Source organism: Thermogymnomonas acidicola JCM 13583 (assembly GCF_001316105.1).
Lineage (GTDB): Archaea > Thermoplasmatota > Thermoplasmata > Thermoplasmatales > Thermoplasmataceae > Thermogymnomonas > Thermogymnomonas acidicola.
The window spans coordinates 69570-95138 of the sequence record NZ_BBCP01000003.1 but is presented as its reverse complement, the minus strand read 5'-3'; the positions used below and the strand labels follow the sequence as shown (position 1 = coordinate 95138).

Annotated in this window: 29 protein-coding genes and 6 pseudogenes; 5 read left to right on the top strand and 30 right to left on the bottom strand. The window is 56.6% G+C overall.

From position 1 onward, the window contains the following. Window positions 1-51 precede the first annotated feature (51 nt). The 11 genes from JCM13583_RS03605 to JCM13583_RS03560 all read right to left on the bottom strand — a co-directional run bounded on the left by JCM13583_RS03605 (window position 52) and on the right by JCM13583_RS03560 (window position 7546). Complete coding sequence (locus tag JCM13583_RS03605) at window positions 52-1029, bottom strand: hypothetical protein (protein WP_075056728.1); 978 nt, start codon at window positions 1027-1029, stop codon at window positions 52-54. A gap of 50 nt (window positions 1030-1079) precedes the next feature. Next, entirely contained in the window at window positions 1080-2291 is a 1212-nt protein-coding gene (locus JCM13583_RS03600) for a thermopsin family protease (RefSeq protein ID WP_075056727.1), read from the bottom strand. Continuing rightward, window positions 2288-2518, bottom strand: a complete 231-nt coding sequence (locus JCM13583_RS03595) for a hypothetical protein (protein WP_075056726.1) — start codon at window positions 2516-2518, stop codon at window positions 2288-2290. The genes JCM13583_RS03600 and JCM13583_RS03595 overlap by 4 nt, the downstream gene beginning before the upstream one ends. Then, window positions 2481-2969: a thermopsin family protease gene (locus JCM13583_RS03590; RefSeq protein ID WP_075056725.1), complete on the bottom strand. Its 489-nt coding sequence runs from the start codon at window positions 2967-2969 to the stop codon at window positions 2481-2483. Before JCM13583_RS03590 ends, JCM13583_RS03595 begins: the two co-directional genes overlap by 38 nt. Window positions 2970-3396: 427 nt before the next feature. Further along, on the bottom strand, window positions 3397-3576 hold the full coding sequence (locus JCM13583_RS13785) for a hypothetical protein (RefSeq protein ID WP_171823412.1): 180 nt from the start codon (window positions 3574-3576) through the stop codon (window positions 3397-3399). A gap of 135 nt (window positions 3577-3711) precedes the next feature. Continuing rightward, window positions 3712-4212: a hypothetical protein gene (locus JCM13583_RS03585; protein ID WP_075056724.1), complete on the bottom strand. Its 501-nt coding sequence runs from the start codon at window positions 4210-4212 to the stop codon at window positions 3712-3714. Window positions 4213-4235: 23 nt separating this feature from the next. Beyond that, window positions 4236-5048, bottom strand: coding sequence for a hypothetical protein (locus JCM13583_RS03580; RefSeq protein WP_075056723.1), 813 nt, complete (start codon window positions 5046-5048; stop codon window positions 4236-4238). After that, on the bottom strand, window positions 5015-5737 hold the full coding sequence (locus tag JCM13583_RS03575; protein WP_075056722.1) for a hypothetical protein: 723 nt from the start codon (window positions 5735-5737) through the stop codon (window positions 5015-5017). The genes JCM13583_RS03580 and JCM13583_RS03575 overlap by 34 nt, the downstream gene beginning before the upstream one ends. Further along, complete coding sequence (locus tag JCM13583_RS03570) at window positions 5738-6511, bottom strand: hypothetical protein (RefSeq protein WP_162509326.1); 774 nt, start codon at window positions 6509-6511, stop codon at window positions 5738-5740. Beyond that, window positions 6486-7175 (bottom strand): glycosyltransferase, encoded by a 690-nt coding sequence (locus JCM13583_RS03565; RefSeq protein ID WP_075056720.1) that lies wholly within the window; start codon window positions 7173-7175, stop codon window positions 6486-6488. Before JCM13583_RS03565 ends, JCM13583_RS03570 begins: the two co-directional genes overlap by 26 nt. Further along, a complete protein-coding gene (locus JCM13583_RS03560) occupies window positions 7154-7546 on the bottom strand; it encodes a hypothetical protein (RefSeq protein WP_162509325.1) in 393 nt (130 codons plus the stop codon). The genes JCM13583_RS03565 and JCM13583_RS03560 overlap by 22 nt, the downstream gene beginning before the upstream one ends. Window positions 7547-7799: 253 nt before the next feature. Between JCM13583_RS03560 and JCM13583_RS03555 the strand changes: the two genes are divergently transcribed. Then, entirely contained in the window at window positions 7800-8096 is a 297-nt protein-coding gene (locus JCM13583_RS03555) for a DUF4364 family protein (RefSeq protein WP_075056718.1), read from the top strand. Window position 8097: 1 nt separating this feature from the next. Here JCM13583_RS03555 and JCM13583_RS03550 read toward each other — a convergent pair whose 3' ends face one another. The 4 genes from JCM13583_RS03550 to JCM13583_RS03535 form a co-directional block, all read right to left on the bottom strand. Then, complete coding sequence (locus JCM13583_RS03550) at window positions 8098-8676, bottom strand: hypothetical protein (RefSeq protein WP_075056717.1); 579 nt, start codon at window positions 8674-8676, stop codon at window positions 8098-8100. An 88-nt stretch (window positions 8677-8764) separates the two neighbouring features. Beyond that, complete coding sequence (locus tag JCM13583_RS03545; RefSeq protein ID WP_075056716.1) at window positions 8765-9370, bottom strand: sulfite oxidase-like oxidoreductase; 606 nt, start codon at window positions 9368-9370, stop codon at window positions 8765-8767. 368 nt (window positions 9371-9738) lie between these two features. Then, window positions 9739-9984, bottom strand: a complete 246-nt coding sequence (locus JCM13583_RS03540; protein ID WP_075056715.1) for a hypothetical protein — start codon at window positions 9982-9984, stop codon at window positions 9739-9741. Then, the gene (locus tag JCM13583_RS03535) at window positions 9972-10568 is read right to left on the bottom strand and encodes a metallophosphoesterase (RefSeq protein WP_075056714.1); all 597 of its coding nucleotides are present in this window, start codon (window positions 10566-10568) and stop codon (window positions 9972-9974) included. Before JCM13583_RS03535 ends, JCM13583_RS03540 begins: the two co-directional genes overlap by 13 nt. 68 nt (window positions 10569-10636) lie before the next feature. Here JCM13583_RS03535 and JCM13583_RS03530 point away from each other — a divergent pair, with 68 nt between their 5' ends. Next, window positions 10637-11152, top strand: a complete 516-nt coding sequence (locus tag JCM13583_RS03530) for a hypothetical protein (protein ID WP_075056713.1) — start codon at window positions 10637-10639, stop codon at window positions 11150-11152. Window positions 11153-11293: 141 nt separating this feature from the next. Here the strand turns inward: JCM13583_RS03530 and JCM13583_RS03525 are convergent, their stop codons facing one another. The 4 genes from JCM13583_RS03525 to JCM13583_RS03510 all read right to left on the bottom strand — a co-directional run bounded on the left by JCM13583_RS03525 (window position 11294) and on the right by JCM13583_RS03510 (window position 13397). Next, window positions 11294-12229, bottom strand: a complete 936-nt coding sequence (locus JCM13583_RS03525; protein WP_075056712.1) for an LD-carboxypeptidase — start codon at window positions 12227-12229, stop codon at window positions 11294-11296. A gap of 85 nt (window positions 12230-12314) precedes the next feature. Beyond that, window positions 12315-12650, bottom strand: a complete 336-nt coding sequence (locus JCM13583_RS03520) for a hypothetical protein (protein WP_075056711.1) — start codon at window positions 12648-12650, stop codon at window positions 12315-12317. After that, window positions 12634-12942 carry a peptidase dimerization domain-containing protein gene (locus JCM13583_RS03515; protein ID WP_075056710.1) on the bottom strand — a complete coding sequence of 103 codons (309 nt, stop codon included), beginning with the start codon at window positions 12940-12942 and terminating at the stop codon, window positions 12634-12636. The genes JCM13583_RS03520 and JCM13583_RS03515 overlap by 17 nt, the downstream gene beginning before the upstream one ends. After that, a complete protein-coding gene (locus tag JCM13583_RS03510) occupies window positions 12915-13397 on the bottom strand; it encodes a hypothetical protein (protein ID WP_075056709.1) in 483 nt (160 codons plus the stop codon). The genes JCM13583_RS03515 and JCM13583_RS03510 overlap by 28 nt, the downstream gene beginning before the upstream one ends. A gap of 109 nt (window positions 13398-13506) precedes the next feature. Here JCM13583_RS03510 and JCM13583_RS03505 point away from each other — a divergent pair. Continuing rightward, window positions 13507-14471 (top strand): annotated as a pseudogene (locus tag JCM13583_RS03505) (NAD-dependent epimerase/dehydratase family protein). 2 nt (window positions 14472-14473) lie between these two features. Here the strand turns inward: JCM13583_RS03505 and JCM13583_RS03500 are convergent. The 3 genes from JCM13583_RS03500 to JCM13583_RS03485 all read right to left on the bottom strand — a co-directional run bounded on the left by JCM13583_RS03500 (window position 14474) and on the right by JCM13583_RS03485 (window position 16337). Next, window positions 14474-14764, bottom strand: coding sequence for a prolyl oligopeptidase family serine peptidase (locus tag JCM13583_RS03500; protein WP_075056708.1), 291 nt, complete (start codon window positions 14762-14764; stop codon window positions 14474-14476). Further along, complete coding sequence (locus JCM13583_RS12010) at window positions 14677-15138, bottom strand: prolyl oligopeptidase family serine peptidase (protein ID WP_162509322.1); 462 nt, start codon at window positions 15136-15138, stop codon at window positions 14677-14679. The genes JCM13583_RS03500 and JCM13583_RS12010 overlap by 88 nt, the downstream gene beginning before the upstream one ends. A gap of 485 nt (window positions 15139-15623) precedes the next feature. After that, a complete protein-coding gene (locus JCM13583_RS03485; RefSeq protein ID WP_075056706.1) occupies window positions 15624-16337 on the bottom strand; it encodes a hypothetical protein in 714 nt (237 codons plus the stop codon). 449 nt (window positions 16338-16786) lie between these two features. On the opposite strand from JCM13583_RS03485, the gene JCM13583_RS03480 reads away from it, so the two are divergent. Together JCM13583_RS03480 and JCM13583_RS03475 are read left to right on the top strand one after the other, a co-directional pair. Next, complete coding sequence (locus JCM13583_RS03480) at window positions 16787-17029, top strand: hypothetical protein (RefSeq protein ID WP_075056705.1); 243 nt, start codon at window positions 16787-16789, stop codon at window positions 17027-17029. Window positions 17030-17161: 132 nt separating this feature from the next. Beyond that, window positions 17162-17723 (top strand): annotated as a pseudogene (locus JCM13583_RS03475) (polyisoprenoid-binding protein). A 9-nt stretch (window positions 17724-17732) separates the two neighbouring features. On the opposite strand, the pseudogene JCM13583_RS03470 reads toward JCM13583_RS03475, so the two are convergent. From JCM13583_RS03470 to JCM13583_RS03435, 8 genes and pseudogenes are all read right to left on the bottom strand, one after another. Then, a pseudogene (locus tag JCM13583_RS03470) lies at window positions 17733-19747 on the bottom strand (V-type ATP synthase subunit I). Between the two features lie 26 nt (window positions 19748-19773). Beyond that, window positions 19774-20097: a hypothetical protein gene (locus JCM13583_RS03465; protein ID WP_075056704.1), complete on the bottom strand. Its 324-nt coding sequence runs from the start codon at window positions 20095-20097 to the stop codon at window positions 19774-19776. A gap of 1 nt (window position 20098) precedes the next feature. Then, window positions 20099-20281 (bottom strand): hypothetical protein, encoded by a 183-nt coding sequence (locus tag JCM13583_RS03460; protein WP_075056703.1) that lies wholly within the window; start codon window positions 20279-20281, stop codon window positions 20099-20101. Continuing rightward, window positions 20265-20939: pseudogene (locus tag JCM13583_RS03455) on the bottom strand (V-type ATP synthase subunit D). Before JCM13583_RS03455 ends, JCM13583_RS03460 begins: the two are co-directional and overlap by 17 nt. Beyond that, window positions 20924-22236 (bottom strand): annotated as a pseudogene (locus tag JCM13583_RS03450) (V-type ATP synthase subunit B). Before JCM13583_RS03450 ends, JCM13583_RS03455 begins: the two co-directional pseudogenes overlap by 16 nt. An 89-nt stretch (window positions 22237-22325) precedes the next feature. Then, window positions 22326-24035, bottom strand: a pseudogene (locus JCM13583_RS03445) (V-type ATP synthase subunit A). An 81-nt stretch (window positions 24036-24116) separates the two neighbouring features. After that, a complete protein-coding gene (locus tag JCM13583_RS03440) occupies window positions 24117-24404 on the bottom strand; it encodes a V-type ATP synthase subunit F (protein ID WP_171823411.1) in 288 nt (95 codons plus the stop codon). Between the two features lie 41 nt (window positions 24405-24445). Next, window positions 24446-25513 carry a V-type ATPase subunit gene (locus JCM13583_RS03435; protein ID WP_075056701.1) on the bottom strand — a complete coding sequence of 356 codons (1068 nt, stop codon included), beginning with the start codon at window positions 25511-25513 and terminating at the stop codon, window positions 24446-24448. Window positions 25514-25569 lie beyond the last annotated feature (56 nt).

The following is a 25569-nucleotide window of genomic DNA, read 5'->3' as shown; positions in this document are numbered from 1 at the left end:
AATAATTTTACTCTCTTCCCTCAACAGATCCTTGGCCTGTTCCCTGTTTGCTCACCTCTTCCTGACCCTCACAGCCAGGCTTGCACCGACACCAACAGCGACCACTGCTATCAGGCCTATCACCAGGTAGCCGAGAGGCACTATGGAGCCAGCGGGTGCGTGGTAGCCACTGATCTGGTTCAGCTCCGCAGTTATGTTTCCATACTGCGTGTGGATCTCCGCGAGCTGCCCGTTTATGCTCGATATCTGACCCATCATGGTGCCTATGCTCGTCTTTATCAGCACCTCATTGTTGCTCACTGCAGTTATCTGGGTGTTCAGGGAAGCCAGGCCAGTCTGCACCTGCCCGAGGGCTGTCTGCAGCGTCACCACCTGGCCATTTATGCTCTGTATGCTGGCCGAGAGCTGCGACAGGGTTGCTGTGGTGTTGCCCAGTGCAGTCTGTATGGTGGCTATGTTGCCCTCTATGCCAGATATCCTTGCCTGCAGCGCAGTGTAGTCTGCCTTCATTATGCCGAAGTCAGTCTGGAGGAGCACGTAGGTGCCGTTTTCCTGCTCCGATAGGCCTATGATCCTGGCGTTCAGCTCGCTCAGCGTCGCGTTGACCTGTCCGAGCAGTGTGCTGATCTCAACCGAGTCGCTGCCGTTCATTGACGTTATGAGGGCTCCGTTGCCTGGGACGAGGGTGAGGTGCAGTATGAAGGTCGGAAGCGCGTACATCTGCGGCCCGTACTCGAGGATCACGGAGACGTTGAACGTGGTCCCTGGCTGGTCGTTAGGCATGGTTATGTACCCCCCCATGGCCTCGTTGCCGTGCACCGTGACCAGGGCTGTGGTGAGCGGGACGCCGTTGAACAGCACTATGGCGTTGAGGAACCTCGCCTGCGGAGCGTTCATGGATATGTTCGTCCACTCTGTGAACTGGATCAGCTGGCCAGGGAAGGCGTTCAGCGTGGAGAGTTCGAGCATCGCGTTCGTCGGGTAGTAGTCACCGCCTATTGCTATCAGGCCATTGTCGTTGTACGGCACAGTCCCGTTGTAGTTCCACCACCAGTTGCCTCCCTGGAGGCCATACCCGTCTATGTTCCGGTGAGGGTGTAGCCGTTGAACACCATCACTGCCGATGCGGGCTCTAGCGTCACGTTCCAGGTGTTCATGTAGGGTGCGGGGGGGTTAATTGCGGTGAAGTATGACAGGAAGCCGTTGTTGTAGATCAGGTTGCCGGAGGAGAGCAGCCAGAGGCCCACAAGGCCTGAGAACGGCAGGAACACGTTGTGCCATATGACGTTGTCGGTGGAGTTGAGCAGGTACAGGCCACCGCTTGCGTACGGGTCAGGGTTGTAGAACAGTACTCCACTCGTGTATATGTAGTTCGAATCAAAGAGTGCGTGCGTGACGTTCTCGCCGTATATGCTGAAGGGCACGAAGCTGTCGAGGAACAGGCCGTTGGCCATCGAGTCGTAGAGGGTGAAGTTTGAGGCCATGAAGAACTGGTAGTTCATCTGCGTAGTTATGGGTACATTGACCAGGCTGTAGTTCAGCAGCATTACAGGCATCATGTTCATGTCGACGTAGTCAGTTGTGCCCCATAGGAACACTCCCGGGAACACGGGGGGGAACAAGTAGTCATTGCTCTCTCCGAATATCGGGTCGATGACTGTGTACGGTGTGGTACCCACCATGTACATCGGGTTGTTGAACAGCACGTACGGGTTGCTCAGCGTGCCGTTACCGGATATCGATATGTACTTCAGCTGTGAGTTCGTCATCGCTATGAGTGGCGTGTATATGCCAGCGGACATGTTCATCGTGAGCTGTGTACTGAACTGCACTGACTGTGTTGTCATCGACTGTACTGTGAAGTTCACCGGGGGGGTGTAGTCTGAGAGGAGGAGCTGGCCTGTTATCTCCGTGCTCGGCACTGTGAACCTGTAGTCTCCGTTGACAGTGAGCGGGACGTAGGCCGCTGACGTCTCGTTGAACGTGCTGCCTGTGTTCACGAACATGAACGTGTTGGGCGGCGTTATCTGCCCACTGAAGGTGTGCAGGCTCGCGTCGTTGAGACCCCACATGCCGTAGAGCAGCGAGGGCCCAACGCCCAGGTAGGCAGTTGTGCCGTGCCAGTAGACGTTCACGCCCTCAGAGGTCTCGCCCGTGTCGGTCCCGAAGTCATAGGCACTCGGGACGCTCTGGTAGGACATCGTTGTTGTGTTCATGTAGTAAAGGTTCATTGTGCCGTTCAGCTGGTATGCCGTGGTCGTTGAACCGCCACCGGGGGGGCCACCTATCATGATCTCGGCGTCGTAGAGCAGGAACCTGTTGGCGTTATGGTGTTGCCGGATATGAGGTAGTAGGGTGCAGGCGTGGGCATTGGAGGCATCACACCCATGCCGCCGGTTGAGTTGAACATGACCTCATCGTAGGACCCGGACATGCTCACACCGTTGTGTGTCACGGTGTAGTTGAAGAACACTGTGCTCTCATTGTCGATGACTGTTGAGTTCAGGTACAGCTCCACGGAGAAGGGTGGGGGCTATGGTTATCGTGGGCCCGATCGTTATGTAGACCTCGTCAGAGTAGACCTGTCCCCCCCTGCCACTCAGTATGCCGTTCGGCGGGAACGCGAAGGTGGGGGTGGAGAAGTTCCATATGTTCAGGACAAACTGCATCTCGTGTATCCTGGCGTTGTAGAATATCACGTTCTGTGTCCAGTAGGAATAGCCTGTGACGTTGAACAGCGTCACGTTCTTTATGACAGCGTTCAGCTGCACTGTGAGGCCGGTTGTGGAACTGCTGGGCATGTTCACTGTGTAGAGAGAGCTGAAGCTGGCTGATCCGGCGATGCTGGGCGTCGTCAGATTGTATGCCACCAGGTGGCCGTTCTCCATCATGACGCCTATGTCACCGATACCCATGGGCGCAGGCGCGGCCTTGTAGAGGGGGGGTGTTACGACCCCCCCGTTGACCATCTTTTCATCGTGGTTCAGGTTCGGAAGGTAGACATACTTGGGTTAACGCCGCTCTTTTCCAGTTTAGCGAGCAGAGAATTCGCTGCAACAGAAGGTGGCGCCTGCACGGAAGGAGAAACAACACTCGCTGCTTGCTGTGTGTGTAAGGCGGAATCTGTCCCGGCACTTGTACTCCCTAGGCCAAGTGGAACAGCGACAGACAGAGCCATCGCCAGCACTATGGCCAACGCTAGCCATCCTTTGCGATTCATCATCTCCCCCCCTGCCTTTTAGGCCATTATAAATTGCAAGACTGGAATAAATGATAATGAAACAATATTACGTATACAAGTTTCAGAAAAGTTATACGGCCAAAGTGAAGGGTAACAAACTTACCGGCCCTGGCACAGTGCTTGTGGAGAACAGTGGTTGGCCGTGCCGGTGCGTGTCATTCCCAGCGCGCCTCCCTCGGTACCTTGAATTTGCCAAGTGGCACACATCTGCAGGTTGAAAGCGTATAGCCATCGGTGTGGGGGGGCCTGTCTGTTACGAATCCATGGGTGGCGTGCGGGAGGGTCAGCGGTTCTCCGGTAACTGATTTCAGGGGGGGGTACAGGCCGATCACCACTGCATTCTCCAAAAGGTAGGGTATTTTGAATTCTGGGCCTGTGTTGGAGGGAAAACAAGGGGGATGGCCCAGGAAAATTAAGGTGTGTAGTCAGTTACATGGCAGTATCACTGGTTCCCTGCCTGTTCCCTCTGTTCACCCTCCTGCGGTGGCTGTGGCGGCAGCCTCCTGCGTCTCAGTATTATGAGTGGCAGTATTATGGCAACCGCCACAACAACAAGGCCCACGACCAGGTAGACGACAAGGTGCGACGGCGGTGCTATGTACTATGACTATGGGTGTCTTCTGGAGTTCCTTTACAGGTATCACTCCCTGTATGGTGTCGTTGACCACGACGATTGAGGAGGCCTGGACCCATGCCGTCCCGTTCCAGTACTCCATGGTGTTCATGTGCTCCGTCTTCACGAAGCTCTCGGTGATCGAAACGGTAGCGTTGCCGCTAGACACGTTGAGCACCTTCACGTCGTAGAAGAGGCTGTCACTTGTCTTAGGTTTGACCACGTTTAGGGGGGGCATCTCGCTGTATATGGAGCCTATTATGCCTATGCTCGTGCCATTGCTCAGGTTCGAGCCTGTGATCAGTACCTCCATTCCAATGGTCTGAGTGAAGTTCGCTATGGCGGAACCGTTGATCACAAGGGCCTGTGTGGCTGTGCTCTCTAGCGGCCCTGGCTGTGAGGATGGCTGGACCTCGAAGTACGCGGTGCTGTGTTGTTGTACTGGTCGACTGCTGTTACCTTGTTGAGGCCCGTGGACGTGGGCACGGTGAACGTGAGGGAGAAAAAGCCAGTGGCGTTTGTCTTTGGGACTGAACCATTCGAGACCGCGATACCGTCATAGTATAGGGTGATATTAGCGTCAGGGGGGGCGAAGTGGTAACCGTAGACATCCACGGTGGTGCCAACCGGGCCAAAACCTGGAGTTATATAGAGCTGCGGGGCGGCGAATACTGCGTTCTTGAAGACCACGAAGTGGGAATACGCGTAGGCTGTCGTGTAGCCGTATGTGAAGGTAGCGGACACCAAATAGGTTCCAACGGCATTAGTGGATGCTGATGGCTTAAATGAACCCGGGTAGGCAAGCATCACGTAGCCGTTACCGTGAGAATCAGTACTTATGGTCGTATTTTCGATTCCAAGGATGCCTGAGCCGTGTGGGCCTACCACGGTGACCTCCACGTCCAGGACTGTGTTCGCTATGAATGCATCAACGCTTGCTATTATCGTCGTAGTGTGGCCCACAGGTATGGCGGCTGGCGTAACCATGACGTGGTACGTGGCATCACCGACGAACGGGCCGGCTGACGGCACAGGTTGGAGAAGCTTGCCTGAGCCCCCAAGTATACCCATGGTCACGACTATCGCTATCACTGTGAAGGTTGCCACGGCCCTTCCGGTTGAGCCGAAGGCGAGAGTGAAGATCCTTGTCTTGAGCGACTTTATTGACTTCCTGCTGAATATGTTGATTTCCAAGGTTCACCTACCTCCATCCTCATGAACATATATATTATCAGGAGAAGGCCCTGCCAGATGAAGAAGAACGGGTAGAAGTAGCCCACGGCAAACGGGAGGAGGAGCGTGAATATGGCGGACACCTTCACCGCCTCCTCCCTGGCCCTCACCTTGACGGACGCAGCCACGAACCACACGAATATCGCTGCCGTCGGGATCCACTTCAGGATGCTGTTCGCGTAGGCCGTCAGGTACTGCGAGAGGCCGTAGAAGTTTATCACTCCCGTGAAGGCGTTTATGGAACTGAGTGCATGGTTCCCGAACATCAGGAAAACTCCGCCCGCAAGGGCAAGCACCACAGGCACATAGCCCTCTAGGAGCCGCAGCCTCTCGCTCTTCCCTGCACCGAAGAAGAAGGGAATGACCAGAGCAAACGGTATGCCTATTGTCAGGCCAGCAAGGCCCATGAAGAGGCCCGAGAGCCTCGTCCTCCCTGAGAGGTAAAAGTACACCGTCCAGGCCAGCAGTGCTGCTGCTATTATGTGCTGGGTGAACGCGGCCTCTATGACGTAGTATGTGACAGGCAGTGCTACGAAGAAGGCCACCGCGGGGGGGAGCGCAAGGTCCTTCCTGTACAGCCTGACAGTCATGAACACGCCAAGCGCTGTCAGGAAGGCGTAGAAGAAGGAGGCAACGTGCGCCCCCTGCATCTATGGACAGGGGGGGTGCGAACGGGGGGGCCAGGAGGACGAACTCCATGGGCCGTAGCTCAGGGGGGGTGCTGGCCCTCCCCAGGGCGGTAGCTTGGCAGCGTATGGGTTTATGCCGTGGATCAGGTCCCTGGCGCCGACCTGTGCGGCCCAGCCCACATCAGATACCACCGAGATCAGGGAACTTGGATCCTTCCCCCCCAGTGCCAGGTACCTCGATACAATGTCTATGATCGTGAGGCCCACTGCCACCCCCCCTATAATGGTGAAGTAGAACCAGGACGGCATCCTCCTCATTCCAACCTCTGACCTCTCAACGTTGGCGGACGCTGTGAGTGCCATTATGAGTGGCACGGCGTAAACGGAGAGTATTATGAAGGCGGGCACCAGTGCCGCCAGCGGTATCACGAACAGGAGGAGACCCAGGGGCGGTAGCCCGTAAACGAGGAAGAAGGAGTACAGAACAAGGTAGGTAGGGGGGGTTATCAGGGCCACGGGCACTATGATGTATGCGCTCCGGTTCCCCACGAAAGGCAGGGTCGAGAGGGCCGTTAGTATCGGGAAAGCAACGATCACCGAATACCATGAGGCCCAGTCCACAACCGTTGTCAGTGGGGGGGAGAGCGGTCTGGGAGAGCGGTCGCCGACGAAGACGTAGGAGAGTGCTGCCAGGGCCACGTATATGGTGACCGAGGCGATAAGGGGGGGAGTGTATCTGCCCCCCCTCTGGAGCTTTATGTGCACTCCCTCACTCTGGGTTTGAAACTGGTACATTCTCCACCTCCCTGCCCATCTCCCTGGCCACCGCTGTTATGGCGTTGCTCAGCACCTGGATGTTCCTCTCCCATGAGAACTCCGAAATGTCAACCACAGTGGGCACGTGGTCGTTAACGGCCCTGAGTATGGCGGAGGCCAGTGCCTTCGGATCCCTCCTCCTCACCACCGTACCTCCAACCTTCCTGCACACCTCTTCAAGGCCAGGCAGGTCTGAGGTCACGACCTTCATGCCCATGCTTGCCGATTCGACGACTACGAAGCCGAAGCTCTCGGCGCTCACGCTCGGGAGAACGAAAACTGAGTCAAGGGCGTACAGGGCGGCCAGCTCCTCATCATCGGGCGACACGTGCACCCTTACGAAGTCAAGGGAGTTCCTTGCTATATATTTTAGCATCCACTCGAGCCTTGGGCCGGAGCCGGCTATGTCTATGGGGACCACAGTGCCCGACCTCTTCATCTCCCTGGCAGCCTCAGCAGTACCTTTATGCCCTTGTAGTCCCTGAACTGTCCGACGAACAGGGCTCTCTTCTCCCTCCTCATCGCAGGGGGGCTTCGGCAGTGACCTTATGCCGAAAGGGCATACGTAAACCGTCCTCTTCAGGCCCAGGTGCCTGGCGAAGCTGGAGGTCTGGGCAAAGACTATCCTGCACCTCTCCAGCATCCTGCGGTAGAACAGCCTCTCGTAAATGGCATCAAGTGCCTGAAGAGGACATTGTCGAGGTAAGAGGCAAGGCCTACGAAGGCGTTGGTGATGTATATCACAGGTATCCCGTGAGATGCGGCATACCTGCAGACCTGCTCCGTGAAAGGCGGAGAGGGGCCTATGACCACCACCACGTCGCTCTTCCTTATTATCTCCCTCCCTTCTCCATCCAGGTATGGGAGGTTCCAGATCCTCCGGCACCCGGAGTTCTCTGTAACAACTGAAACATCGTAGCCGAGCCTCTCCAGGCCCATGTCCGTCTCGTAGGCAACCCTGGCGTACCCGCTCCTAGTGGGAGGGAACTGGCTGCAAGCAACAGATACCCTCATCCTGACCAATGTTTCAAGTCATACGTAGTTACCGATAATACATTATGAAAAATAATTACTGAATACTGATCCACAGGCTGTTCCAGCGCAGTGCCAGTGGTGTAACGGCAGCAGAGACAGCAGTGCACACCACGGATGTGTAAAAAACCCTGCATTTTGGCAAGTTTTCCGGTGATTGCCTATATTTGTCAGACAGGATTTGTCGCTTATGTATGTAGGTAAAAATTATCTATATACAGCAGTTATCTTTTTCATGGCTCGCTCTCTTTCCACTAAAAAGAATAGAGACAGAAGCGAGATAATCATGGATATACTGAGAATAGCGAAGGAAGAGCAAGATGGGGGGGCCAAGATCACCAGACTCATATACAAGGCGAATCTCAACTACAGGATAGCAAAGGATATACTGGATGACCTGATAGAGAAGAACCTCGTCGAAGTCGTGGAATCCGAAGGGCACGCCTACTACAGGCCAACCTCAAAGGGCCTGCAGGTCCTGGAACTGCTTGAAAAATACGGCATATTCGGTTCAAAGAGGAATCCCTTCTGATTCACTTATCTATATCCAGCGTGAACTGAATGTGCCTCTCATTTTTAAGTGCGTCTGCCCATATGACTGTTATGAATATTGCGAATACAACAGTTGACCCAAGGAAATACTGGAGGATCAGGTTGCCGACATGGGTGCTCTGGGCGCGCATTATCCATATGATTATGCCCATGACTATGGATGTCCCACCCCCCCCGTAGATAACGGTAAGCACAGGCAGTAGTGAGATCTCCGTCTTTATCTTGGAGAGCTGGCTGTTCGTCTCCTCGATCTTGTTCAGAGACCTCCTTATCGGGGGGGCCACCTGCTTCATTATCTCCTCATACTTCCCGAATATGGTCGACTCCGCCTTCTTCGGGTCATCCTCACTCTCCAGCGCGCCGAGGATGGTGCCGATCTCACCCTCCTTGAGAAACTCCAGCAGGTCTTTGATGAACTCAAGGTATGCTATGTTGTTTATGTATTCCACCCTTGCAGTCAGGTTCCCTATGTATTCCCCGGCCCCCCTGTCGATCAGCAGATAGACTATGATGGTTGTGACTATGCCTATGACTGGTATAAAGTAGACGAAGGCCAGCATCCTGCTATCTCAGGGCCTGGTTATAAATAAACGTTATTAATATTTACTAAGGAAAACTTATATCTCCCCCCCCAGGCCATCACACTGCTCACAGTACCGGCCTCTTCTTCTGCCTGCTGGCGCTGAAGTCCTTGAACCTCTCCTCCCTGTTCACATCACCCACCTCGTGGTAGCCGCGCTCCTCCCAGTACCCGTCTTCGTAGTCCGCTATGAACTCTATCCCGTTGAGCCACTTTGCACTCTTCCAGCCGTACAGGTTGGGCATAAATGGCCTTGCCGGGAAGCCCTGTTCAAGGCTCAGGGGCTCGCCATTCATGTAAAGGGCGACCATAGCCTGGCCGTCAGTTACGTACTCCATGGGCACAGGCGCGGTGTATCCGTCTATGCAGTGGAACATTACCCATTTCGCTTCTCCCTTCACGCCAGCTTCCCTGATTATATCGAGCATCGGGACTCCCTTCCACCTCACGTCCTTTATGCTCCACCTGGTCACGCAGTGGAAGTCCCTGACGTACTCCATGGTTGCCTTCTGCTTGAGCTCATCGTAGGTGAACTCCAGCTCCCTCTCCACCAGACCGTTGACTCTGAGCCTGTACCTCTCAATATCAACATCGGGAATGCCGAGGTCCGCGTAGATTATGAACTTCCTGCCATACCTCTGCCCCGGGGGGGGCAGGCCCTCCTTCTTAAGCATCCATGGTGCATACCCGGGTAGCATATAAGCTTGGATAAACGCTTTTTAGACATGTCCACTGACAGTGGTCGCAACAGCCACCACAGAGCCACGGGGGGGTCTCTTCACCCCTGCCCTCCTGCCATGGGGGGGCGCCCATTGCTGTTCACAGGCGTGGCGTGTAGCCTCAGGGCTGTCCAGGGTCCTTGGCAGCCATGCAACGTCAGCGCGCAAACAATGCATCATGCTGCCCTATGTGGTTCCCCGGTGGCCCAGAGCAGGGTTGCATGAGAAAGAGTGGGGGGGCGTTGCCGTGTGCCCTGGGAGGGGGGGAGATCCCGTGGCAAGAGATGGGTGTGGCCATTTCAGGAGGGCGCGCTTCATTAGGTCTATTGTACCTGTGGGACAGGGTCGGAGGGGGGGTCTATGGAATCTGGCAGCACCTCGAACTGGAGCAGCGGAGCGCCACTGAAGTTAAGGTGGCATACCGCTGCCCTGCCACCGTGGTACCTGGAGGAGAAGACCGATACAAGGAGGCCACCGAACATGACCCTGTATCCCTCCCTCTGCACCTCGTGCCCCCTGACCAGCAGCCGGCAACCGTTCCTCTGGAGGAAGGCCCTCAGCGGTTGCACGCCGAATGTGTACGCGCCATCGCCTCTGGGGGGGCTGGGGGGCCGAAATCGTGAACGGATTCAGATGGGTCGTTCCACAGTATCTCCTCAGCGTAGGAGGATATGCCACCATCCACAGCCGGTGCACCGTGGGGGGGAACGCCACCGTGCACGAACAGGGCCTGCCCCGGGACCTTGATAACAAGTGGCATTGCAGAGTAAGCCCTCTGGAATATCTCTTCAAGGTCTGCGATGCCCATGCGGTCCAGGACAGCGCGGAAGCCGTAGATGGCGTTCAGGCCCAGGTCCTCGTGGTTTCCCCCCCTCAGCAGGTGTACCCTCCCGGAGACCAGGCTCAGCTCGATGAGGAACAGGAGGTTTTCAAACTGGTACCTGCCCCCCCTGTCCACATAATCGCCGAGGAAGACTATGTGTTTCCTGTGAAGGTACCTGGAGACCACGAAGGCTGACACGTCCAGTGCGCCGTGCGTGTCGCCCACGGCCACCAGCCCATCCACATCCAGTACCTCCACCTCCCTCTCCCTCTCAGAGAACCTCCTTAGGGTATCTTCCAGCAACTCCCTTACAATGAGGTAACGGTACATCCCAGCTTCCCGAATTGTTAAGTGGCATTTAAGCTGACTTTATATCCATTCCACAGCTGATCAGGTATATGCAGCCGGCACCGGATCTATCGCACATAGCGGGTGACCTCTCCCAGTGGTCGCTGGTGAGGAACCTGTCCGTCAGGGGCTACTCCGGAAGGCTCTACAGGCTGGGCACCGCACTCGTCAACAGAAGGATGAGGCAGGTGATCACGATCCTGGTGGTATCAGATCCGGTGAACGACAGGAGAAAGATAGCAAAGTTCGCATACGTCTCTCAGGATATAATGGCCTACAGACGCCTGGTCATATGCTGCTGCGGCATCAGTGAAGAGGAGGAGAGGGCGATGTCAGGAATGAGCCTGATCGCCATAAGGGTGCCTGAACCGATGTGCCACCACGGTGATAGGGGCAGGGGTGCGTACAGCATTGCCAGGGACTTAATTCTCTCCTCACAGGAAGACAGGGCAAGGGCGGTCAGGCTAAAGAGGAGCAGGACCAGGGTGGTGCTGGACATACTCTCATTCATCAGGGACGCAGGGAGGGCCGTTTCGATAACGCAGATAACCGACGCTGCAACCTGAACCATTCCATAAGCAAGAGGATACTGGAGGAAATGGCCAGGGACGGACTGATCCTTTCCGTGAAGAACGGTAGCAAGATCTACTACGAGATATCAGAAAGGGGCAATATGTTCATAGAACTTCTCCTGCCAATAGTGTGATTCAGTCAACAACGTCCTCAAGCATTTCCAGGTAGGGCTCGTCTGTGGATATCTTGATCCTGGAGTTCAGCGGTATGAGCATCTGGTCATCCCCGTGGCCGAAGGGCATGCCGTACAGGGAAGGCTTCTGGACCTCGTTCATGAATATCTGTATCACGTCCTCTACGAAGGGCATGGGCTCCTCTATGTCCTTTATGCTCTCGAACTCACCAAATACGAAACCGGCGAACTTTGGGAGCATACCGGCCAGCTTCATGCTGAAGAAGTACCTGTCCACATCACCCGAGGTGACACCTGTGTCCTCCACAAAGAGTATCCTTCCCTCCGGGTCGGGCATGTAAGAAGTACCTATGAGTGAAGCAGTTACGGAGAGGTTAGTGCCCATGCTCCTGCCCTCTGCCCTGCCGGAGACTATGTACTTTATGACCCTCTCAGTATAAGGGTTTATGTCGTTCGACCTCCCGGAGAGTATGTCCAGGAAGTGCCTGTAGGTTGGCTTCGCCATCTCGTTCGGATCAGAGGCGGGCATGGGGCCGTGGAACGTCACGAGGCCAGTCATCTTGTTTATGGCAAGGTGCAGCGCAGTTATGTCACTGTAACCCAGGAAGATCTTCGGGTGGTCCCTGATCACATCATAGTCTATGAGGGGCAATATGTGTATGGAGCCGTATCCACCCCCCCTGGCGCAGAATATGGCCTTCACGTTGTCGTCCCTGAAGGCGTTGACAAGTTCCTCCATCCTCTCCCTGTCAGGGGGGGCAGCCAGGCTGTTCCTCTGCACCAGTTTCTTTATGTTCCTCCCTAGGGTTACCCTGTAGCCCATCTTCCTCAGCCTGGATATGCCCTTTGACAGGTTGTTCATGTCGGGCGCGCTGGCAGGCGCCACAATCCTTATCTCGTCGCCCTCCCTTAGCGCAGGCGGCCTTATCACGTTCATTCTGACCTCCTCCTGAACTCCTCCTTTATTTCATCGATCAGCTCCCTTCTGGACACTATCTCAAGGCATGCCCTCACGGTGGCCTCTATGGAATCCATGAGGGCCTTCCTACTCTTCCTTGGATCGGAATAATCCCTGAAGTCGTCAGAGTGCCCCGGCGTACCCAGGGGGGCGCTATCCCCCCCACATCTATGTGCCCCCCCGTCGGGACTATGCGGCTCACGTTGGCCTCATCCGTGCTCCCGCTGGGCACCTCTCCCTCGTCGACCTCCCTCACGGTGTAGCCGAGGGCCTCCAGGTACTTCCTCAGCACCCGGTTTATCACTGAGTTGTTCAAATAAGATTCGTACAGGGGCGTTATCTCCTCACCATCCACAGTGCACCCGTAGGCGGACGCTATGCCTTCAACGAGCTTCTTCACCCTTTCCCCCCCGAAGGTTCTGAGGAATGGGGGCTGAGGTGGACCTTATCTCGACGTCGAGCACCGCCCTGTCCGGTATCACGTTGGTCGCTCTGCCGCCCTCCCTGAACACCATGCCAACCACTAGGTTGTTTGATGGCCTGGAAGCCCCCCTGAGCGAGTTGATGCCCACGTAGGAAGACACAGCAGCGTCCAGCGCGTTGTTCCCGGCCTCAGGCGAGGCAGCACCGTGGGCAGATCGCCCCCTGAACGTGAACCTGTACGTTATGTCGGAGAGTGCGGTTGTGCCCACGCACCACTCATCGCTGGGGGGGTGCATGCCGACCATGAAGTCGACGGTCGTGAACGCACCCCCTCTTTGCCAGAAGGACTTTTCCCCCCGGCGTACTTCCCTATTCCCTCCTCCGACGGCGTCCCGAAAACCTCAACCCTCACATCGCTCGCCGCCTCGGCGAGCATTATTGCTGCGCCCACAGACCACGCGGCTATCAGGTTGTGGCCGCAGGAATGGCCGTTTGGGAGGGCGTCGTACTCGCAGAGGAAACCCACAGCCACCTTCCCTTGCCCCCCCTTCACCGCATGGAATGCAGTCTCTATCTCCTTGTACGGGGCCTCGACCCTGAACCCATACCTGGAGAGCATCTCTGTGATTGCCTTCACAGACCTGAACTCCTCGCTCCCGAGCTCCGCGTACCTGTATATCTTCTCTGACAGGTCAACGACCTCATCAGACAGCCTCGGATTCAAGATGTACCTACCTCACAACCACTGTAAGCATCCATCCTCTATTTTATTGATCGCTTACCTTACCTGCCAGTGGAGAAAACCAATTTATAAGGAGACCCGCTTTTGGGCCATGCTCCAGGGCAAGGAAATCCTTGTTACAGGTGGCGCAGGCTTCATCGGCTCTAACCTCGTTAACCTGCTGAGCGCCAGGAACTCCGTCACGGTTCTTGACAACTTCTCCTCCGTGGACGACAGGTATATAAGGCACCTCAGGGACAGGATCAGGATCGTGAGGGGGGGCGACATCACGAGGCCGGAGGAACTGCCGGTGGGCCACTTCGATATCATATTCCATCTGGCCGCCAACTCAGACGTGAGGGGGGGAGGCATCTCCGACCCACTCTTAGACTTCAGGGTGAACGCCATGGGCACTGTGAACGTGCTCGAGGCTGCCAGGAAGTGTGATGCCGCGGTTTTCTGCTTCGCCTCCAGCTCCACAGTCTACGGGGGGGAAGCCGAGAAGATACCGACTCCAGAGAACTACGGCCCATACATGCCAATATCGAGCTACGGTGCCTCGAAGATGTCCGGCGAGGGCTTCGTATCTGCATATTCACACTACTACGGTTTCAAGGGCCTTATCTTCCGCTTTGCCAACATAGTGGGCAGGAACTCCACGCATGGCGTCATATACGATTTCATCCACAAGCTCATGAAGAACCCGAGAGAACTGGAGGTACTCGGGGGGGACGGGACACAGAAGAAGTCCTACATGCACGTGGACGACTGCACCGGGGGGCCATGGAGTACCTGGCAGAGAGGGCTGCAAGGACTGAGATATTCAACCTGGGCAACAGGGAGGTCACGTCTGTCATGAGGATAGCGGAGATGGTGATAGGGGGGGGAAATGGGCCTAAAAGACGTCAGGATAAGGCTCACTGGGGGGGGAAGGACGGGAGGGGGGGGTGGGCAGGCGACGTGAAGTATGCCCACCTGGATGTTGAAAAGCTCTTCTCCACGGGCTGGAAGAACAGGTACAGTAGCGACGAGAGCGTGAGGGTGGCCATAAGGGAGACCCTTTCCCAGATGGCCTGAGGTCAGGAGTGGCTCTTGAACCACTCCACCGTCTCCTCAAACTCCCTCTTCCTGTGCTCCTTCTCACGGAACCCGTGGCCCTCCCTGGGAAACAGCAGTAGCCTCACTTCCTTGCCCATTTCCCTCAGTGCCCTGTAGAACTGCATGTACTGGCCAACGGGCACGTACGGGTCCTCTACACCGTGCATCAGGAGCACCGGCGTCTTCACCCTGGCCGCATGGTAGAGGGGGGGGAGAACTTCACGAACCTGTCGAACTCGTAAGGGTCCTGGTTGTAGTGTATCCTGTCCCACAGCGGGAGGTTGCTGACCCCCCCGTGGAAGCTAACCCAGTCCGAAATACCGAATAGGCCAACGGCAGCCCTGAACATATCTGTCTGCGTCACTGCCCACGCTGTCATGAAGCCCCCCCCGTAAGACCCGCCCGTGATGTATACATGTTCCCTGTCAGCAAAGCCCATGGAGAGTACCTTCTCAACTCCCCCCCTCACAATGTCTCTGAAGTCCATGCCTCCCATGTCGCCGAGGTTAGCTTCTGCATACTCCCTCCCTTTCCCCCCCGTGCTCCCCCCCTGTAGTTCGGAGGAACACAGAGAATCCCCCCCTGGATATGTAGAGCCTGGACATGTCCAGGAAAGTATCCTTGGATGAGGAGGTCGGCCCGCCATGCACAAGTACTATGAGGGGGTCGGACCTTTCCCTGTACCTCAGGAGGCCGTAGATGGAGAGGCCGTCCTCACCTTCCCACTCTACCTTCTCGCACCTTATCTCCTGCAGCCCCCTGAGGGCGGAGTTGATCTCGCTCACCCTGGTCAGGCGCCCCCTTTCAAGCACGTACACCTCGGGCGGCTCCGAGTGTGTCTCAAAAGCGAAGGCAAACTTTCCTGATACCAGGGAGACGGAGGGTGCAAAGGCTGGCAAGACAGTCCCGTGGCTCTTCCATATTACCCTCCTCTCGGGCAGGACCTGTTCCAGTGCGAACTCGTCCTCGTACTGCGAGACGCAGAACAGCTCTCCCTGCTTGCCCCCCCATACGGGAGAGCTGTGGCTCCCGCCTGATCCTTCCGTTACATTCCTCACCTTTCCGCTGGACCTGTCAAGCACCAGGATGTCCCCCCCGGCAGTGACGCCCCCCCTGTCGCTCCAGAGCGATTCAACGAATGCCACCCCCCCTCCAGGCCATGCGGCCGGCATGGCTATCTGGCGCCACCCCCCCCGGGTTGTAGGCCATCCTCCACTCATCTCCATCCAGCCTGTACAGCTTCGATGAGTACCAGCACCACTCGTGCGGGCAGTCAGAGGCCACTGCGTAGACCTCTCCTCCCGATAAAGATGCTTCCCAGATGTTCAGGCCCCCCCTCCCGACCTCAACGAACCCTGTACCTGCCACGTACCTGTACAGCCTTCTCCCCCCCACCTCCTCCTCTTCAAAGAAATACGCATCGTCTCCCTCCTTTTCCCTCCTCTTCTTCTCCACGTCCTCTGGCCTGCCGATCAGGAAGACCTCTCCGCCGCTGCACAGGACACTCTCGATCTCACCACGGAATCTGACCTCCTCCGCGAGGCCCTTTTCCGTATCTTCGATTACAAGGAACATGCCCTCGTCAGAAGCGTCGGCATACACAACAGCCGAGTCGCTCCTGAAGCAGGGCGAGAAGAGCCTGTGTCCCTCCCTCCATATCCTCCTAACCACCTTCCTTTCCTTCACATCCACGACGAATATGCCGCTCTCTATCTGCTTTCCCTTCTCCCTGAACGTCTTCGAGGCGCTGAAGAGGGCCCTCGATCCAGATGGGCTGAGGGACACATCCCTTGGGTTCAGTAGCATGAACATGTCGTCCAGCGTTGCTGCTCTTGACGCGTCCATGGGAACACCATGCGCACACCATATATATCGTTCTCCGCTTACTCCTCACCGGTGTTCGCCAGGGAACTGGTCTTCAAGGAGGATGTCGGCAGGACAGACCCTGTCAGGTACCGCCACAGGGCACCGCTGCTCCTCCCCCCCGGCAGGGCGCGGAGAATGCGTTCATTGTGCTATCAGAGGCCAGGAGCAGACGCTTCTTTATATCGTCATCCTGTGTGGAAGGCCTCAACTCCATGGAGCTCTTCTTTACCCGGCTCTACCCATGTTTCACGGTGGAGGCTGACCCCCCCCGGGGGTCGACCCTGCGGTGTTCATAACGCCTGTGGCCGTGAGGGAGTGGTTCGAGCCATCGTTCCTGAAGAACACGCTCGACATACCGATGGTACTCAGGGGGCCTTGACATAGTCTACTGCTTCACAATCAGGCGATCGCTTGCCGGCACATTCAACATGTCCGCCTCTGTGACCATGGCCTCCGGGAAGTGGCAGGCTGCCGGGCAGCTGGCATCACTGGTCAGGGGGGGGTTCAGGGCAGGGCTTGGGAGGAGCATCCTTGTGACGATCAGGCCCATGCCATCTAGGCCCTTTGCGCTGAGGAGGCCTTTCTGGCTCATTAACTTCATCAGGGTTCCGGTGGAGGAGGAGGCACCGGAGAGCACACTGGCCCAGGCCGAAACTTCAGGCGGAGCATAGGGTGAACCACCGCCCCCACCAGGGGGGGCGTTTGTTTGCCCCCCACGCGTTCAGCTCGGTCGCACGTGGGAGCCCATTATGTATACAAATTAGTGTAGAAATATTTTAATAGTAGAACAAAATGCAGTCCACATGGAAAACGTGGAGACACAGAAGAAGACATGGGTTCTGGATGCCTCCCATTCGACTGTGGAGTTCTCTGTGAGGCACCTTATGATAGCCACGGTGAAGGGTGTCTTTGACAGGGTCGAGGGCGAGGTCGAGGGGGGACGTGAACGACATAGAGAACGCCCATGCAGTCATAAGGGTGGACGTGAACTCAGTAAGCACCAGGGACAAGCAGAGGGATGCGCACCTGAGGAGCGACGATTTCTTCAACGCGGAAAAGTACCCGTACATAACTTTCGAGACCACGTCCATAAAGAAGGTCTCCGGTTCGGAGTACAAGATCAGGGGGGGCAAGCTGACGATCAGGGATGTGACAAAGGAGATCGAGGTGGACGGCACCTTTGAGGGCATCCAGAAGGATCCGTGGGGGGGCAATCAGAGGTTCGGCTTCTCCGTCGAGGGAAAGATCAACAGGTACGACTTCGGCCTGCGCTGGAACATGCCTCTCGAGGGTGGCGGTGTCCTGGTGGGCGATGTCGTGAAGTTCAACGTGAGCATAGAGGCCATGGAGAAAAAGAACAACTGAACCTTTTTTTTACTTTGCCTCCGCCTCATCCACCTGATTGAGCGTGTACCTCCTCTTTATCCCGAAGGGCCTGAACACCCTGCCGTTGCCCTGGAAGAACTTCGAGAAGAACTCCACGTACAGGAGCCTTGCCCCCCCCTGTATGCCTGGTTCGAATATCGCGATGGCAAGGTTGAATATCTGGCCTAGGACAAGTATAATCACGCCTGCAACAGCGAGCCCCCCCACGGACTTGTCCACGCCCTTGATGAAGATTATGTCTATGACCTGCGCCAGTATGACCGAAGCGAGGAGTATCCCGACGAGCCTGGTGTAGGAGAGTATGTGGCTTATGATGGACGGGAGCTCAATTGCACTGAGCGCGCCCTCGAACACTATTATCAGTGCAAGGCCTACCACTATGAGCCCCCCCAGGCAGATTATGTTGACAAGGCCGGTGGGCAGGGAGAAGGAGAGGTTGTGGTGTATGAGGTCGAGGCCAATGACAGCAATGCCCCATGCCAGCAGGATCCAGCCCGCCTTGCCCACCGCGTGCCTCCTCTCCCTTATGAAGAGCGAGTTGGCTATGCCGAGCAGCAGGCCAAAGGTGACCATTGCAAGGCCGATGTAGCCAGCCAGGAGCAGTATCTTGGGTATCACGACGGTAGCGGAGAACGATTCCGATGGTGTGGGCGGGAAGCCCAGTATCTTCGCGCCACCGAAGCCTGTGCTCACGGCGAAGACCGTGTGAGGCAGCAGCGGGAAGCCGAAGAAGTTGTTGAACAGCAGGCCCGCCACTATCGCAACCGCCGCGCCGGGTATGAGCGCCCTCGCTAGCGTCCTCAGCGCATTGGGCCCGAAGACCGTCAGGGCGAATCTGGAGAGGGATCTGGGTATGTGGCTCTTCTTCGGTGGGTGGTCGAGCCTGTGGAGAAGCCACAGCGAAATCGAGAGTATAACGAGGCCATACCCCCCCCAGTCACCCACCATCAGGCCGAAGAAGACGGGGGGGAAGATGAGGGCGAATATCAGGGTCGGGTCAACCTCGTACTCCTTCGGTATTGAATAGAACCTGACGAAGAACTCGAAGGCCCTGAACCTCCTGGGGGGGTTGTCCATGAGCGTTGGGGGGCACCTCGTCAGTCTCCACCCTGCTCACGATCACCGACCCGTTCGAGACCCGGTCGAGGACCCTCTCCACCCTGGCCATGTCCCTCTCCGGCACCCAGCCCTCGAGCACGAAGATGTCACCGGACGCGGCCTGCTTCTCCATGGCCTCCATCTTCCTGGCCTCTATTTCAAGCTGCTCCCTGATCTGCACTACCCTCTCGTAGTAGTTCTCCGACAACTGGATCAGTGCCTTCCTGACAGTTTCAAGGCTTTCCCTGTTCTCGCCGAGCTTCCTGTTCAGCTCCTCCAGGTACTGTGAAGGCGTTTTACCCATCATGTCGGGTATGTGCATTAGCCTGATGCCGGACTCGGAAGCAACCCTCCCGAGGAAGGCCTCCTGCTCCCTGGGTATGGAGATGAGTATCCTGCCACCGCTGATCTCCCTTATGACCGAGTCCTTCAGCGTCTCCCTGAGAAGTGAAGGATCAAAGTCCTTCCCCTGCGGCACCGCTATGTAGGAAGATATGCGCGCACCGTTGAAAATGCCGAGGTCGTAGTTCAGGTCGCTTATGGCGCTGACCGGCTCGATCCTGCTCTCAATGTCCCTTATGTTCCCCCAGTATGTCAGATTCCTGCTGCTTCAGTATCTTAAGGTCCTGGTCAATGTTCAGGGAATCCGCCTCTGCAAGCACCTGCTCCACACTGTCGAACCTCTTCCTTCCCCTCACTTCCCTGGCAGGGAGCTGTGCCTCATAGCTCCTGAACCTGGAGAGCGTGTTTATGACCTTCTGGTATATCTCCGGGTTCCTCCCTGGCCTTAGTACGGAGAGGACCTCCTTCCCGACCTCCTCCACCTCCATGACGCCGAGGTCGTGGAGGGCGCTGAGTATCCTATCCCTCTTTGAAACGGAGCCGATGATGCGCACCTTCGCCATCCTGACGGGCCTCAGGACCAACGTGATCAGGCCTCCAGGTACTTTTCTATGAGGTCCTTTACCAGGGCCTCAAGCTCGCGGTCTGAGATGTCCAGCTTCAGCGAAGATGCCCTTATGCTCGCACCGTCGATTATCTGGGATGCCTTCTCCCTGGCCTCCCTCTCCACCTGGTCAAGGTAGTCCTTGAGTTCTGCCTCCAGCCTGTTCTTGAGCTTCTCGTACTCCTCTTCCAGGGACTTCACGAGGGCGGCGTAATCGGCCTCCTTCTCCTTCCTGAAGTTCTCCACATCCCTGTCCGCCTCCTCCTCCCTCTCCCTGAGCATCTTGAGTATCTCCAGGTCATCCGGCATTTCAGATCACCCTTGCAAGTATGAACCCGATCACCGTGGCTGTGGCCACCAGGTTGACCAGGAAAACGGCTGTCCTGATCTTCATGAAGCTGCGCAGGGCCCTGTTTGCCTGAACCTTATCACTGGGGGGGATCCGCACCTGGTACCTCTTCCACTTCTCCCACGGCTTAAACTGCTGGGCCATCCCTCTCCTTCTCTCCCATTTTCCTCTTTATGAACTTGAGCGTGGTGAACGTGTCCCTCTCCATCTCGTCCAGGTGCATCCTGATCATCTTCGCCGTCGAGACGAGCTGGGGGGGGATCAGTATATTCTCTATGGCGTTTGACCTCCTCTTCGTCCTCTCTATCTCGTACAGGAGCCTCCTCATGGCGTTCTCCTTCTCCGCTATCTCCGTCATGAGGATGAAGACCCTCTCGAACCTCACTATTGCATCGTTCACTGCGGTTGGAACGGATACTGCCCTGTACTCTCTGGTGAGCAGGGTCTGGCTGTAGTTCACGTTGAGTTCCGGCACCTTAACGCCCATCACGTTCTTCAGGCCAACACCTACAGTGGAGTTTGCAGACATGTACGCTATCCTCTCCAGGGTCATCGTCCCAGAGAGGAGCTCCGCCATCCTTATTGTCTCCAGGGCCCTACCGACCTCTTCCCTGAGGTTCTCCCTCATCCCGCGCACTGTCCGGGCTATGTTGAAGAACTCCATCACCAGGGACGACCTCTTCATCTTCAGGAGGTCAAGGCCCCCCCTGCGGGCCAGCTTGATCCTCCTGTTCATCCTGATGAGCTCGATCCTGGTGGGCCTGACGTCCAGTGACGGCATTCAGCTCACTCCCTCTTCCACCTTCCGTACTTCTGTATGAACTCCTTCTTCACCCTCTTCATCTCGCTCTCCGGCAGTGATGAAAGGAGCTCCCAGCCCAGGTCCAGGGTCTCTTCTATGCTCCTGTCCTCGTAGAGGCCCTGGTTTACGTATCTGGTTTCGAACATGTCAGCGAACTCAAGGTACTTCCTGTCGTTCTCGCCGAGGGCCTCAACGCCAACTATGGCACTGAGAGAGCGGAGGTCCTTGCCGTTGGCATAGGCGGAGTAGAGCTGGTCCGCCACACCCCCCCTGTGGTCCTCCCTTGTCCTGCCCTTGCCTATGCCCTGGTTCATCAGCCTAGACAGGGAGGGCAGCACGTCCACAGGCGGGTATATGCCCTTCCTCTGCAGGTCCCTGGACAGGACGATCTGCCCCCTCTGTTATGTAACCCGTCAGGTCAGGTATCGGGTTGGTTATGTCGTCTCCTGGCATGGTGAGGATCGGTATCTGCGTTATGGAGCCGTTCTTGCCCCCTTATCTTCCCGGCCCTCTCGTAGATGGTGCTCAGGTCCGTGTACATGTAGCCGGGGAATCCCCCCCTCCTGCCCGGCACCTCTTCCCTTGCAGATGAAATCTCCCTGAGGGCCTCGCAGTAGTTCGTCATGTCTGTGAGTATAACGAGGACGTGCATCTCCTTCTCATAGGCAAGGTACTCTGCAGTCGTCAGGGCAACCCTCGGGAGTATGATCCTCTCCATCGAGGGGGGGTCAGACGAGAGGTTCAGGAACATTATGGCCCTGGAAATTGCGCCTGTGTTCCTGAATTCGTTTATGAAGTAGTTGGCCTCCTCGCTGGTTATGCCCATGGCCCCGAAGACAACGGCAAAGCCTCGTCGCTGCCCTTGACCTTCGCCTGCCTGGCTATCTGTGAGGCCAGCACGTTGTGCGGCAGGCCAGAACCCGAGAATATAGGTAGCTTCTGGCCCCCCCTGACCAGGGTGTTCATGCCGTCTATGGTGGAGATGCCGGTTTCGATGAACTCCGAGGGCTCTTCCCTGGAGTAGGGGGTTTATTGCGTCACCAACGATCTCCACCCTGTCCTTGCTCACAATCTCGGGGCCACCATCAATGGGCTGGCCCAGGCCGTTGAAGATCCTGCCGAGCATGTCCTCGGAGACGCCTATCCTTGCAGTGGAGCCCAGGAAGCGCACACTCGTGTTCTTGATGTCCATTCCGGATGTCGGCCCGAAGACCTGCACGACGGCCATGTCCTTGCTTGTGTCCAGGACCTGGCCCTGCCTGGTCTCCCCCCCATCCGGGAGCGTGATCTCCACCATCTCATTGTATGCTGCGTTCCCGACCTTCTCCACAAAGAGGAGGGGGCCCTGAGATCTGGGATATGGACCTGTAGGTAACCTTCACCATCTCACACAGCCTCCGCCAGGGGGGGTCTAACCTCTTCCTCTATCTCCTTCTCCAACTCCGAATAGTATTTCTCGAAGTCCTCCTCCCTTACCTCCTTCATCCTCGAGATCTTCTCCCTCACAGGCAGTGACTGCAGCTGCCTCATCTGTGCTCCCTTCTCTATGGCCTCTGTCTGTGCCCTGCCCATCTTCATTATCGCCTTGAGCATCAGGTACTGCTTTCTCAGAGAGCAGTACTGGTCGACCTCGTCGAACGCGCTCTGCTGGAGGAAGTCTTCCCTTATCATCCTGGCCGTGTCGAGCACCGCCTTCTCCCTCTCCGGAAGTGCGTCATAGCCCACCAGCTGGACGACCTCCTGAAGCTCTGCCTCCTTCTGCAGCGTGCCCATGGCCTCTGAGTAGATGAGGTTGAAGTCAGGGGCGAGGTTGGTGTCGAACCACTTCCTCAGGTCGTTCCTGTAGAGCGAGTAGCTGTTGAGCCAGTTTATGGAAGGGAAGTGCCTCCTGGAGGCAAGCGAAGCATCAAGTGCCCAGAACACCCTCGTTACCCTCAGGGTGTTCTGCGAGACCGGCTCAGATATATCGCCACCGGGCGGAGACACCGCACCCACTATCGTGATCGACCCGTACCTCTCCTCGTCCGCTATGACCTGTGCGTTTCCCGCCCGCTCGTAGAACTCGGAGATCCTCCTGCCAAGGTATGCGGGATAGCCTTCCTCTCCGGGCATCTCCTCAAGCCTTCCAGATATCTCCCTGAGGGCCTCTGCCCACCTTGATGTGCTGTCCGCCATGAGCGCTATGTCGTAGCCCATGTCCCTGTAGTACTCTGCTATCGTTATGCCCGTGTAGATGCTTGCCTCCCTGGCTGCCACTGGCATGTTGGAGGTGTTCGCTATGAGGATCGTCCTCTCCATCAGTGGCCTCCTTGTCTTCGGGTCAGTGAGTTCCGGGAAGGTGGTGAGTATCTCCGTCATCTCGTTGCCCCTCTCACCGCACCCTATGTAGACAACAATGTCCGCATCGGCCCACTTTGCGAGCTGGTGCTGTATCACAGTCTTTCCTGAGCCGAAGGGCCCCGGTACCGCCGCTGTGCCTCCCTTTGCGACGGGGGGGAAGAACGTATCGACCACGCGCTGGCCGGTCACAAGGGGTATCTCGGGAGGCAGCTTCCTCAGCACCCTCCTTGGCACCCTCACTGGCCAGCTCTGCTTCAGCTTCACCTCCACCTGCTTCCCGGACGCGTTCAGGTAAGCCACTGTGTCGGATACCCTGAACTTGCCACCTGATATGTCCTTGACCTCACCACTGACGCCCAGGGGCACCATGATCCTGTGCTTTATTATGCCAGTCTCCTGGACCTCGCCTATGACCTGGCCCTGGGAGACCTTCTGGCCCTTCTTGACCAGGGGGGGAACGAATTCCCACTCCCTGTTCTCGTCCAGTGGGGGGGGTGCCGTGTACCCTCTCCTTATGAAGTCTCCAGTCTTGGCCCTTATGACGTCCAGGGGGCCTCTGTATGCCGTCGTATATTGAGGTCAGGAGGCCTGGGCCAAGTTCAACCGAGAGCGGCCTCCCGGTCGTGACAACGCTCTCCCCCCTGGCCTTATTCCGCTGGTATCTTCATAGACCTGGATGGTGGCCCTGCCGGAGGAGAGCCTTATCACCTCCCCCCCCACCAAGCCCAGTTCACCTACCCTGACCACATCGTACATCTTCACGTCCTCTACGTCCTCAGCGATCACAACAGGACCGGAAATCCTAACGATCTTGCCCAAAACCCCCCCATCACCTTCCTATTTCCACGCCAAGAACTCTCTTGGCCAGTTCCGCCACGGATTCCTCCTCCTTCCCCCCCCGGCAGGGGGGATGAATACCACCAGTGGCCTGGTGGACATGTTGACCATGTTGAGCATTCGTCTGTCCATGAACCTCTGCAGGTTCTCGGAGAGCATTATGAGTGAGTACTTGCCGCTCCTGTAGAGCTCCTCGAACTTCCTAACTCCCTCCTCCCCCCCTGTCCCTATGAAGGAGTCCTCTATGCCTATCAGCCTGAAGCCCAGTGCTATCTCCCTCTCAGCCACGATCGCAATGTTGCCTGAAAAAGAATCCTTTAACGGCATGCCTACCACCGGAGGATCAGTTTCCTCAGGCTCTCCTCACTCAGACCGTAGTGCTTTCCGAGTATTATAGTTCTGAGGTTCTCCCTCTCTACCTCCGACATAATCATGAAGTGGAACATGGAACCGAGGGAGAGCGACATTGAGGATATGACCGGCATGTACTTTGAGTAGACCTGCCTCCTCATCTCCAGGTCGAAGTGCAGCATGTTCCCGTCCTGCCTGAAGCTCTCCACAGCCGGGCCAAGGTCGAACTGGCCGTTGTTCTTCGCTATTTGCTCGACATCCTGTGACCTGTAGAGGTCGCTCAGCCTCTCCACGCCTATGTTCCCACCGGCTATGAGGCCCCCCCTTATGATCCTGCTGAACTCAACCTCCATGGACTTGCCCTTGATCAGGACATCGAGGTTGTGCACATCTATCAGTTCCCTTACGAGCCTGAGCACCGGCCCTTCATCGCCATTGTAGAAGAGTATGGTGTTCAGGAGGTTTGTGTAATAGTACACATCAAGAGCAAAGAAGAGTACCGAGAGGTCCTTAGTTTTCCTGTACTGGTCAATCTGCGAGAGCATTGCTGTGCCGTAAGGCGTTGGCGAGAGAAAGTTTATGACGTCCTCCACGGAGCCCCCCCTGGACAGCATGGCCTTGAAGTCCTCGTCCCTCAGCGTGCCGGCGAATATACCCATGGGCACGTCCCTGAAGCTTATGAGGAAAGCGTCGCTCTCCCTCAGAGGGTAGTCCATGAATTTGGATGAGAGTATCGACTTTATGTTCTCGATGTCCCACTTGGCAAGGTATGCGAGGACGCTGTTCTTGGAGGCAGGTGGCACGGCGAACAGAGCGATCCGGTTCTTCCTCACCAGCTCCCTGTTCACCGCTATCTCAAGCAGCTCAGGGTTTCTGTAGAGCGAGGCCAGGTGGTTGATGTGCTCCCCATACACAGTCCTTGCGAGCCTCCCCTGGATATCGTCGAGGTTCGGTGAGGAGATGAGGTCATCAATGAACTGCCGGGAGAGGAAATCAGGGTAATAGGCCTTGAGCTTTCCGTAGGTGCCAGAGTATGTGGAATCCATCTATTCACCGCTTATCCTCATGAAGAGATGCTTCTCTATCTCAGGCTTCAGGTCTT